Annotated in this window: 12 protein-coding genes and 2 pseudogenes; 4 read left to right on the top strand and 10 right to left on the bottom strand. The window is 66.4% G+C overall.

The annotated features are described in order from the left end of the window. The 6 genes from AC1DY5_RS27565 to AC1DY5_RS27540 all read right to left on the bottom strand — a co-directional run. Nucleotides 1–451, bottom strand: a 451-nt coding sequence (locus AC1DY5_RS27565; RefSeq protein WP_478116553.1) for a 2Fe-2S iron-sulfur cluster-binding protein, incomplete at its 3' end; no start/stop codon positions are given. A gap of 25 nt (nucleotides 452–476) precedes the next feature. Continuing rightward, entirely contained in the window at nucleotides 477–833 is a 357-nt protein-coding gene (locus tag AC1DY5_RS27560; RefSeq protein WP_478116551.1) for a phenol hydroxylase subunit P4, read from the bottom strand. Continuing rightward, nucleotides 830–2,416 (bottom strand): aromatic/alkene/methane monooxygenase hydroxylase/oxygenase subunit alpha, encoded by a 1,587-nt coding sequence (locus tag AC1DY5_RS27555; protein WP_478116549.1) that lies wholly within the window; start codon nucleotides 2,414–2,416, stop codon nucleotides 830–832. The genes AC1DY5_RS27560 and AC1DY5_RS27555 overlap by 4 nt, the downstream gene beginning before the upstream one ends. Before the next feature lie 29 nt (nucleotides 2,417–2,445). Then, a complete protein-coding gene (locus AC1DY5_RS27550) occupies nucleotides 2,446–2,715 on the bottom strand; it encodes an MmoB/DmpM family protein (RefSeq protein ID WP_478116548.1) in 270 nt (89 codons plus the stop codon). Nucleotides 2,716–2,749: 34 nt separating this feature from the next. Continuing rightward, nucleotides 2,750–3,745 (bottom strand): aromatic/alkene monooxygenase hydroxylase subunit beta, encoded by a 996-nt coding sequence (locus AC1DY5_RS27545; protein ID WP_478116546.1) that lies wholly within the window; start codon nucleotides 3,743–3,745, stop codon nucleotides 2,750–2,752. Between the two features lie 50 nt (nucleotides 3,746–3,795). Next, nucleotides 3,796–4,038, bottom strand: a complete 243-nt coding sequence (locus AC1DY5_RS27540) for a phenol hydroxylase subunit (protein WP_478116545.1) — start codon at nucleotides 4,036–4,038, stop codon at nucleotides 3,796–3,798. 283 nt (nucleotides 4,039–4,321) lie between these two features. Here AC1DY5_RS27540 and AC1DY5_RS27535 point away from each other — a divergent pair, with 283 nt between their 5' ends. The 3 genes and pseudogenes from AC1DY5_RS27535 to AC1DY5_RS27525 all read left to right on the top strand — a co-directional run. Next, nucleotides 4,322–6,004 (top strand): sigma 54-interacting transcriptional regulator, encoded by a 1,683-nt coding sequence (locus AC1DY5_RS27535; protein ID WP_478116543.1) that lies wholly within the window; start codon nucleotides 4,322–4,324, stop codon nucleotides 6,002–6,004. A gap of 10 nt (nucleotides 6,005–6,014) precedes the next feature. Further along, the gene (locus AC1DY5_RS27530) at nucleotides 6,015–6,770 is read left to right on the top strand and encodes a GntR family transcriptional regulator (protein ID WP_478116541.1); all 756 of its coding nucleotides are present in this window, start codon (nucleotides 6,015–6,017) and stop codon (nucleotides 6,768–6,770) included. A 397-nt stretch (nucleotides 6,771–7,167) separates the two neighbouring features. Continuing rightward, a pseudogene (locus AC1DY5_RS27525) lies at nucleotides 7,168–7,481 on the top strand (NAD(P)-dependent alcohol dehydrogenase); the annotation flags it as partial. Here the strand turns inward: AC1DY5_RS27525 and AC1DY5_RS27520 are convergent. The 4 genes from AC1DY5_RS27520 to AC1DY5_RS27505 form a co-directional block, all read right to left on the bottom strand. Then, on the bottom strand, nucleotides 7,474–8,610 hold the full coding sequence (locus AC1DY5_RS27520; protein ID WP_478116539.1) for an FUSC family protein: 1,137 nt from the start codon (nucleotides 8,608–8,610) through the stop codon (nucleotides 7,474–7,476). The pseudogene AC1DY5_RS27525 and the gene AC1DY5_RS27520 sit on opposite strands and share 8 nt — an antisense overlap. Continuing rightward, nucleotides 8,607–9,065, bottom strand: a complete 459-nt coding sequence (locus AC1DY5_RS27515; RefSeq protein WP_478116538.1) for a MarR family winged helix-turn-helix transcriptional regulator — start codon at nucleotides 9,063–9,065, stop codon at nucleotides 8,607–8,609. Before AC1DY5_RS27515 ends, AC1DY5_RS27520 begins: the two co-directional genes overlap by 4 nt. 86 nt (nucleotides 9,066–9,151) lie before the next feature. Further along, complete coding sequence (locus tag AC1DY5_RS27510) at nucleotides 9,152–9,556, bottom strand: Hsp20/alpha crystallin family protein (protein ID WP_478116536.1); 405 nt, start codon at nucleotides 9,554–9,556, stop codon at nucleotides 9,152–9,154. 19 nt (nucleotides 9,557–9,575) lie between these two features. Beyond that, a complete protein-coding gene (locus AC1DY5_RS27505; protein WP_478116534.1) occupies nucleotides 9,576–10,013 on the bottom strand; it encodes an Hsp20/alpha crystallin family protein in 438 nt (145 codons plus the stop codon). Here AC1DY5_RS27505 and AC1DY5_RS27500 point away from each other — a divergent pair. Then, nucleotides 10,012–10,417 (top strand): annotated as a pseudogene (locus AC1DY5_RS27500) (hypothetical protein); the annotation flags it as partial. The gene AC1DY5_RS27505 and the pseudogene AC1DY5_RS27500 overlap by 2 nt on opposite strands.

The raw sequence follows: 10,417 nt of genomic DNA, 5'->3' as shown, positions 1-10,417 counted from the left end.
ATGCACGGGCCTGCCCCAGCCCCGGAATCTCGAGCTGCACATACTGGCCGGCCTGGAAGTGGATCGACTTGTCCAACGCGAGGTGCAGCGCCTTGATGGTCGGCGTCAATTGCACGATGCGCGTCACGGTGGCCGCGAAGTCGCGCACCGGAATGATCTGGGCGTCGGGCTCCTCGTCGATGTCGGCTTCGATCGTGGCGTCGCTTTGCAGCGTGCAGCAGCAGGCGAGCGTCTTGCCCTCGTCGCGCTCGAACTCCATCAGCGCGAACGGATTCGCCGGGCCATGGTCGACGTCGCCGTCGCACACCTGCACCTTGCAGGATCCACACAGGCCGTGTCCGCAGGCATGCGGAAGGTAGATGCCCTGGCGCAGCGCGGCGTCGAGCAGCGTCTGGCCTTCTTCCACCTCGATGGTGGCGCCCAGCGGTTCGATGGTGAGTTGATAGCTCATGGCGTGACTCCCGAAGTCTGGAAGTTCAGCTGAACGAACCCTTGATGCCGGTCAACCCCGGCGCGCGGAAGCGAATCGCGTCCTTGTGCGTAAGCCCGTTCTCGGCGAGCGACCTGGCCGGATCGGGGGTCCATGGTTGGCCCGATTTGAACCACTGCACCTTCGTCCAGTCGATCTTCGCGAAGTCGGGGTGCCAGCCGTAGATTCCCGGCAGCACGGCCGTCGCCAGCGCGCCGAAGGGAGTGTCAGGGGGCAACGGCAGGCAGAACGGCGCGCAGAACAACAGGTGGTCTTCCCAGCCGATGTAGAGCAGCGGCGCGGGAAAGTTCTCGCGCGCGTCCCGGGCCAGGAACGCGTAGGGCTTGAGGGCGACGACGCTCATTTGGCTTCTCCCGTTTGGATGGCTGCGGCCGGCGCAGCGGGCGACGGATCGGCGCGCCAGGCCGCGAAGTTCTTCTGGTCTTCCGAACCCTCGAAGTCGAAGTTGTCGCGGCCGACGTTCATCTCGTAGTAGTCGAGCACTGCGAGCAAGGGATCGAAGCCTTCGGCCGTCGGATCGGTGCCGGGCTTGAAGCAGTGCCCCTGGTAGATCTGGTGCACCGGCAGCCACGACTGCACGTACTTCTCGGGCTCGTGATCAAAGATGCCCTTGCAGTGGTCGCTGCAGAAGTGGTACTTGTCGCCCAGGTAGTCCGACTCGCGGTAGCAGATTTTGCTGGCGTCCCCCGGCTCCGTGAAGAGCATCGGGATCTGGCAGGTCGTGCACAGCATCGGGAGCGTCTTGTTGTAGAAGCGGTTGCCCTTGGCTGCTTCCTCGCCCCAGTGTTCGAGGCGCGGACGGTAGTACTTGTCGAAGGTCGTCGGGTACTTCTCGGCCAGCCACGCCATCTCGTCTTCCTTCGGGATCCAGGTGTGGAAGGGCGCGGCGGCGTTGTAGTTGTAGAAGGTGGCCCATGCCTGGTGGCTGATGTGGTCCTTGCCCTCGCAGGCGTCCTTCCAGCCCTTGGGCTCGCGGATGCCGTAGCGCGCCAGGTCCTTGAAGAGCGCGCCGCCGTTCTGCTCGGCGTACATCTCCCAGGCTTCCTTCCAACTCATCACGCGCTTGGGAAGCATGTAGTCCTGCATCATCGCGACCAGCGTCAACAGCCGGTAGCCGCGCCAGAACCATTTGTCGATCCAGCCCTGGATGATCGGCACGTTGGCGGGGTCCTGCTCGAGCATGAACTTGATGCACTCGATGCCCAGCGTCATGTGGCGCGACTCGTCGCTCTGCGCCGAGAAGCCGAAGGTCACGGTAGACATGTCGCCGTTGTGCGCCGCGCCCGACATGAAGGGCACGAACAGCAGGTTGGTCAGCACGTATTCGAACGAGAAGCTCACCGCGGTGAGGAACTCGAACGGCCCGGCCGTGTTGGCATCCTCGAAGAAGGACTTCGGCACCGACAGGTACCAGACGCGGTCAAACCAGTGGTTCGAGTGATGCATCCCGTTGAAGTACTTGTTGTAGTGCGAGATCGCGTGGGTTTCGGTCTGGTAGTGGCGCAGCTCGTCGATCGACTGCATCTGTGCGGCGACCCGCGCGCCCTCGCCGGTGAACTGCCTGCCCACATGCGCGAAGCCGCGGTGGGCGTAGTACTCCAGCGGCGTGACCCCCTGGATGAAGAGCTTCAGCGCGTTGATGTAGCGGGCATCGCTCACGCCGAGCTGGCCGTTGTTCTGCGCGAAGGCCTCGATCACCGCGTAGAGCTTCTTCTCCTTTTCTCCCTGGTACTTCCAGTAAGCGTCCATGGTGAGGCGGAACGGGTCCTGCCACTTGTCCCAGTCGTGAATCTTGATGCCTTCGTACTTGTCGTACGGAAAGACTTCGTCCATCGGCTGGTAGCTGGTCTCCCAGCCGAGGCCGCGCGTCATCGCGGCATAGCGGTCCTTCAGACCGAGCTTCTTCTTCACGACACGGGTGTCCATGGCTTGTCTCCTTGAGCGTTCGTTGGGAATCAGTGGCGCCAGCTCAGCGTGAACTGGTCGTCGTCCTCGTCGATGTGCCCCGACAGCGTCACGAGGTTCACGTGGAGGGCCTGCAGGTCGTAGGCCCTGCCGGTCTGCTCCTCGATCGTGGCGCGGCGGATCGTCAGTCGGTCCGGTGCGTCGATCTTCACGAGACCGGGCGAGTGCACGACCATCGCGCCGGGGTTGTCTGCGACGATCGCGTCGACCACCGGGCGCGACTCTTCGTTGTGCTGGAAGGCGATGAATACGTTGGACATGGGGTCTCCGGGTAATGCGTGATGCAAGGCGGGGTCAGGCGCCGACGCCGGCCTTGCGGCAACGCTCGCCCAGCTTTGCGCAAGCCTCTTCCAGCGCCTCCTGGCCGGCGTCGCCGAGCGCCATTTCGGCCACCGGCGCCAGCGCGGCCCGGGCCCGTTCGGTCCAGGCTTGCGCCCACTGCGAGATCAGGCGTTGGTTGGCGGGTGATTCGGCCGCGGCGGTCTTGACCACCGCGTCGACCCAGCGCGCGCTCTCGTCGTGCCACTCCGGCATGAAGGCCGTCAGCATCGCGACGGCCGTGCCGCCCTGCAGGGCAATGTGGTCATCGACGAAGCTGCCGTAGATCAACGGGTACAGCAGGCCGTCGAGTGCGAGGTTCTGTGCGATGAAAAGCTCGAATGGGTCCTTCACGACGAAGGTGTCTTCGACGTAGCGGCGCAGCACCTGCCAGCGCGGCTCGGTCAGCCAGGCTTGCTTGCCATCGTCCAGCGCCGCCGGGTCGTCCAGCGCGAGGCCCAGGCGTGTGAGGTATTGCGCCGCCCCGAGGTTGTCCATCGCATGGAACATCGCCGGCGCGGTGAACGCCGTGCCGTAGCCGTAGGCGCAGACGGCGGCATTGTTCATGTTGGCGCCCCAGGCCGCGTGCCGCAGCGGCATCAGGATCCGCAGCGCTTGGTAGCGCACGTCGTCGGGGATCTTGGCGACCATGTCGCGCGCGTCGACGAACTGAAAGTTCGACTCCATGGCGTCTTGCTGGCGAGCCCGGGTCATCGTCCAGGTGGCGTAGTAGAACTGGCGCGGATCCTTCAGTGCGTACCAGTCGGCCAGCACGACGCCGCTGCGGGATGCGTCGAACAGTTCGTGTTCGGGGTCCCATGTCGGGCGGTAGTGGAAGTTGACCGAAGGCTGCGCGCCCATAGTCGCTTCCTGGTAGCGCGAAGCGGTCTTGTCGCCCCCGATGTTTTTCGCCACGTGCGCGTAGGTCTGGCGCAGGGGCGTGATCTCGCGCGCTTGGAGGTCGATATTCATGCGGTGTGTCTCCTGGGGTCGTCGGGATGGATTGCGTCGTCGAACAAGACTCAGTCGAGTCGCCGCACGCGGTGGGTGGCACAGAACTCTTCGAAGGCCTGCGCCGGCAGCAGCAACTCGACCGCCAGTTCCGGCCAGCCGATGGAAAACTCGAAAGCCACCAGCCCATCGGCGCGTTCTTCGATCACGCGCACGAACTTCAGGGAGGTGTCGCACTGGAGCCCATCGCCGCCGGACCCGAGCGGGTCGTCGACGGGAAGGGCGCCGTTGCGAAGCGGGGTGGACGTATTCATCGAACGGGTCGTGCTGTGGGTCACGACGAACACATCGCATGCGCTGTGCCAGAAAATGCTGCGAAGTCGCAGAATCTCGATAAAACAGGGTAAACCCCGAAATCACAGGCCTGGAAGAGCCCTCGTCCGGGCGATTCATCAGCATTGCTGGAGCAGGAAGGTCGGGATTACCGCACTGCATCATGATGAAATGCGCAAATCGCGCGGCGCGCTGTTCATCAAATCAGCAATTCGAGCAAAGAGGGGGCTTGGTGACCCGGGTCACTATCTCGATAATCCGCGCATGACCACCCCCGCGCCGCCATTGCCGTCGGATGCCGATCTGCGCCGGCTCGTCCATTTTTCGGCGGGCGACGGCCGCATCTGGCTGGCCGACCAGCGCATGGTGCTGGTCCATATGGCGGCGCTGGGCTCGCTGCGGCGCGAAATGATGCAATCCATTGGGCGCGAGCAAACGCGCCGCGTGCTGATGCGCGCTGGCTATGCCTCTGGCCAACGCGATGCGGTGCTCGCGCGCCAGGTGCGCGGAGACGCATCGCTGGCCGACATGTTTGCGGTGGGCCCGCAATTGCACATGCTGGAAGGCGCGGTGCAGGTCACGCCGGAGCGCTTCGAGTTCGACATCGCAAAGGGCGAATTCGAAGGCGTCTTCCGCTGGGACCATTCATGGGAAGTTGAAAYGCATGTGCGCGACTTCGGCCCGCAGGATGCACCCGTGTGCTGGATGCTGCTGGGATACGCCTCCGGCTACACCAGCGCCTTCATGGGCCGGCCGGTGCTCTTCAAGGAGGTCGCCTGCTGCGCCTGCGGCGCGGCGCACTGCCGCATCGAAGGCCGCCCGCTGGCCGACTGGCCCGACGGCGAGACGCTCGCCCGCGACTACGACGCCGATCCGATGCTGCTGCGACTGGAAGACCTGAAGTCTCAGGTCGACAGTCTTCGCTCCACGCTCGAGCCGGCCGACGATCTGGGACCACTGATCGGCCGGTCGCGCGCATACGTCGCGGCCACCGCGCTGCTGCGCAAGGCCGCGGGGACCCAGGTGAGCGTGCTTCTGACCGGCGAGACCGGCGTCGGCAAGGAGCGATTCGCGCGCGCCCTGCACGCGATGAGCGCGCGTGCCGACAAGCCCTTCGTCGCCGTGAATTGCGCGGCCCTTCCCGGCGAGCTGATCGAAAGCGAATTGTTCGGCGCCGAGAAAGGCGCCTTCACAGGCGCCGGCGTCGCGCGGCCCGGCCGTTTCGAGCGTGCCGATGGCGGCACGCTGCTGCTGGACGAGTTGGGTGAGCTGCCACTCGCAGCCCAGGCCAAGCTGTTGCGCGTGCTGCAGCACGGCGAGGTCGAGCGCCTGGGCAGCACCCTGCCGCGCAAGGTGGACGTGCGGGTGATCGCGGCCACCAACGTCGACCTCGAGGCGGCAGTTGCCGCCGGCCGTTTTCGGCGAGACCTGATGTATCGGCTCAATGTCTATCCGATCCGGATCCCACCATTGCGCGAGCGCGTGGACGACATCGAGCCGTTGGCCACCCACTTGCTTCAGCGCTTTGCCGCGCTGCATGGCAAGCGCGTGGCTGGGTTCACCGACCGTGCGATCGATGCGATGCGCCACCACCCCTGGCCCGGCAACGTGCGCGAACTGGAGAACCTCATCGAACGCGGCGTCATTCTCTCCAGCGCGGGCGAGCCGGTGGACGTCGGCGAGCTGTTCGCCTCGGCGCCGCAATCGACGCCGGTGATCGTCAACGCGGAAGGTCAGCTCGAGCGAGGCGCGCCGCACGATACGGCGGGGCTGTATGACGAAGTGCAGCGCCGCGGCCTCAGCCTGGAAGCGCTCGAAGACGCCTTGCTGAAGGAGGCCGTGCAGCGTGCCCGCGGCAATCTCGCGGGAGCGGCGCGCGCGCTGGGCGTCAGCCGTGCGCAGCTCAGCTACCGCATTGCGCGGGCGCATGAGCGCGCCCGCGCCTGAAGGCAGTCTCATGGCCAAACGCGCAATGCTGACACCGGCCGCGCCGAATGCGGCGCAGCTTCCGACCGACGACGAGATCAGCCCCTCGCGCACCCTGATCGAGCGCGCCTACGGCGAGTTGCGCGACGACATCGTCGATGGACGCCTGGCGCCGGGGGAAAAGCTGAGAGTCGAGCATCTGAGGGCCCGCTACGGGGTGGGCGCCGGTACCTTGCGCGAGGCCATCACCCGCCTGGTGAGCGACGCGCTGGTGGTGGCTGAGGGCCAGYGCGGCTTTCGCGTCGCGCCGATTGCCATCGATGATCTCGAAGACCTCACTCGGCTGCGCGTGCACATCGAGATCGACGCGCTGCGGCGCTCGATCGTGTGCGGCGGTGCCCAGTGGCGGGAACAGGTCCGGCAGAGCTACGAGGAACTGTCGGCCGTGGAACAGCCCATCCGTGCCGAGGACCGCCGCCGATGGGAGCAACTGAACAACCGCTTCCACGAGGCGCTGATCGGCGCAGGCGCGTCGGCGTGGACCCTCAAGGTGCTGCGCCTCCTGTCGCGCCACGGCGAGCGCTACCGGCGCTATGCGATGTCGCTGTCGGACAGCGCCAGGGATGTCCACGCCGAGCACGCCGAAATATTCGAGCTGTCGATGGCCGGTCAGGATGCACGCGCCGCGCTGGCACTCGAGGCGCACATCCGCGCAACGCCCGACTTGCTCGAGCGCGCCCGGCGCGACGGTGTGCTGCTGTTCCAGCGCGCCAAGCCTCCGGCATAGCGTTGTCCAAACGAAACAACGCCTTGACTCCTGGACCCGCGTTCGCCGGCGGGGCGGACAGCGAATTCAGGGCGAAGTCAGGAACCGTACAGGGCAGGCCGGTCATAGTGCGCCAATCGATCACTTTGACTGGAGGGCGCATGGAAGAGGCTTGCCAAAGGTGCGAACGAATCGGGGCCCACCCGCGGCGGCCTTGGGAAGGCGCCATGATTGAGCGCTCCGTCAAACGGGATTTCCGTGGCGCATTCATCGCGAAGTGCGAGTGTCCCCATTGCGGTGCGCTTTGGACACGGTCGGAAGACCCGATCAAGGGATCGCTGACCTGGGAGAAATCCAACTAGCGAGCTTTTCGATTCGATGCGGCCTGGGTGGGCGGGAGCGGGCTCACGACCTTCCGCAGGGCACCTTCGAGTCATCGCTCCGGATCCCGCGGCCGGGTGGCACGCTGTTGAGCCTGGGCGTCTATTCGAGCGACCTGCGGATTCCGCTCGGTGCCTTCTCGGCCGGCCTCGGCGACCTGAAGATCGTCAGCACGCTGTGCCCCGGCGGCAAGGAGCGCATGCGCCGCTTGATGGACGTGGTCGGCTCGGCTCGGGCCGGGTCGACCTCAAGCCGCTGGTGACGCACCGCTTCAAGCTCGACGACATCGAGGCCGCCTATGAACTGTTTGTCAACCAGCGCGATGGGGTGCTCAAGGTGGCGATCACGCCTGAGCGGGGGCTCCGCCGGCGCGCGTCTTATCGTGATGCGCCGCCAGGTGGGCGCGGTCATCGAGGGTCGAGAAGACCACCGCGAAGGCGATGCCAACCAGCGCGCCCAGGATCGTGTCGAGGACGCGCGCCATCGGCATCCCGTCGGTGGCGTGCGGCGCCGCGAGCGAGGTCATGAGCAGCGCCATCGGCGTGACGCAGATCAGGCCGAACACATAGTTGAAGCCGATCACCAGTTCGGTCGCCAACTGCAGCAGGACCACCGCCACCAGCACCCACCAAAAAGAGGGATGGTTCACCAGGAACACCCACGCCAGCGCGGCGCCGATGACGGTGCCGACGGTGCGCTGAACCGCGCGGTGCATGGTGACGTGCAAGTGGCCGCCTTGCATCACGGCGGTTGCGCCGATCGCTGCCCAAGCCGGATGGGCCCAGCCGGCGGCCAGCGCCAGCAGCGCCGCACTGGCCGCACAGAGCGCGATGCGCGCGCCTGCGATCCATGCGTGCAAAGCAGGTCGGGGGCCGTCGCCGGCGGCGGTGACAGGCAATGCTGCACCGGAGCGCAGCCGGTCGGTCGAGCGGCAGACCCACCATGCGACCGCAGCCCCGGCCGCTGTAAAGGCGGTGCGCTCGACCACGGTGCGCCACGAGTCCACGGGGCCGACCGCGGCGCAGGCCGCGAAGACGAAGATGACCGCGCCGGGGGCACCGAGCCGCCAGCGGTTCACCAGGACGCTCAGCACGCCGGCGAGCAGCGCCAGGCACAGCAGCATCGTCGCCGGCGCTGCGCCGGCCTTCGAGACCACGGACAAGACAGCGACCGGCGCCGTCAGCAGCAGTCCCGCCAGCAGGACGATCGGCATGCGCCGCCGCACTGGGGCGAAGCGGCCGAAGAGGGCCGCCAGGGCGCCCAGCGCAGGATAGCCCTCGAGCTGCGCCCACGGCGACAGATGGGTGGCCGCGACCGCGATCAGCACCGACAGCGATGTCTGCATGCCGGCCACTGCGGCGTTGCGCAGCGAGGGCGGGGCGGCGACCGCGAAGCTCTCGCGGATGCGGGCCGGTGCGAGCATGCGGCGGAGGGAGGCGCGGCGCGTCCGGCCGGGCTCGGGGCTCGGGAAGGCGTTCATTGGACTCTCTCGGCCATCGCGGCGATCCGGGCCTCGATTTGCTCGAAGGCCTGCAGCATGGCGGCCGCGGCCTGGTCGTCGACGTCGGCCAGCAGTTCGGATTCGACGGCCTGCAGCCGCTTGCGGATCGACGCCACGGTGCGGCGGCCGGCCGGGGTCAGGTGCACCCGCTTCACGCGACGGTCTTCCGGGTGGGGGCGGCGTTCGATCAGGCCCTGTTCGACCAGGATGTCCAGCAGCCGCACCAGGCTGGAACCGTCGAGCCCGACCGCGGCGGCGAGCTCGCTCTGCGAGATGCCGCTGCCCAGCTCGTGCAGGTGCATCAGGGGCGACCAGGTGGCGTCGCTCAGCCCGGCGGAAGAAAGCCGGGCATCGAGCGCTTGGCGCCAGCGGCGGGCCAGGCCGACCAAGCGGATGCCGATGCGCTGTTGAAGTTCTGATGTTTCGTTCGCCATCAAAATGATTTTATCACAATCATTTGAATTCAAACTGTTGTGGCGAAGGACACGAAGCGTTCTTGCCGCTTCGTGTCCTTGCACGCTCAGGTCACCCGGACTTCGATGCGCCGCGGCTGCGCGTGCTCTGCCTTGGGTATGCGCAGCTTGAGCACGCCCTGTGCAAGCTCGGCCGAGATCTTCTCGGTGTCTAGTTCCTTGCTCAGGGTGAAGACCCGGCGGAAGCGCCCGAGGCCGACCTCCGTGTGGCTGGACTGCAGCCCTTCAGGCAGTTCCAGATCGACTTCGCCCTCGATCGTCAGCGAGTCGGATTCCACATGCAGGTGCAGCTTGTCGCGTGGCACGCCTGGCAGGTCCGCGTACAGCGTGATTCCGGCGCTGTCCTCGATCACGTCCACCGGGGGGGTCAGCGCGGGTTCGTCGTGGCGCCTTTCGCCCTTGCGTTCCAGGGTGGTCCCGGTTTGGGGTTCGCGTTTCTGAATGTCGTTCATTTCTTTTCTCCCGTTTGCTTCATTGGATGGTGATCCGACGCGGCATCGCGGAGGCGCGCCGCTTGACCGTGATGTGCAGCACGCCGTCGCGCGCCTTGGCATCGACCGCGTCGGGATCGGCGTCGTCGGGCAGGGTCAGCAGGCGGCGGAAGGCGCCTTCGAAGCGCTCGTTGATGTGCAGCGTTTCCTTGTCGCCGGACTTGGGCAGGCTGCTCTTTCGCTCGCCGKAGATGGTGAGCAGGCCGCCATCGAGCTGGACCTCGAGCGTCGCGGGGTCGAGTCCCGGCGCAAAGGCGTAGATCTCGACCGTCTGCGGCGTGCCGCCGACGTTCAGCGCCGGAAAGCTGCCGTAGCCGAAGCCTCGGATGGTGGGGGAGAGATCGAAGGCCTGCTGCATCTCGCGCTGCAGGCGATCCATCTCGGCGAACATGTCGCGTGGGAACAAGGATCGAAACATGGCGAAAACCTCCATTCGGGTTGAACGGAGCGCAGGAGGCGTCTCCAGCGCTTCCGAGTCTCAGTTAGGAGTTGCGATCGAAAGTTCAAGAGCCATCGCGCCGGGGCGTGAAAAAGCCCGCGCGAGGCGGGCTTTCAGTGAATGTGGCCGTGGGCACTTACGCGACCCACGTTACGGCAAATGTTCACTTGCGGAAGTCACCTTTAGTTTTTCTCGTCGTGGTGGCTTCGACGCGCCGGCGACGATGCTGCTGTGCCTGGCGCTGCTCGCCGGCGTGCTGAGCGTCCTGGTGAACCGCTGGCGGCTCGGTGCCCCCGGCGCGGTCATCTTCGTCTTCGCGGCCTGCGCCGCGGTCGGCCCCGTGGACTCGTGGCGCACCGTGGTCGAGCGCACCGCCTTTACAG

This window comes from Variovorax sp. P4_D9 (assembly GCF_056401695.1).
This window is presented reverse-complemented; position numbering and strand designations above follow the sequence as displayed.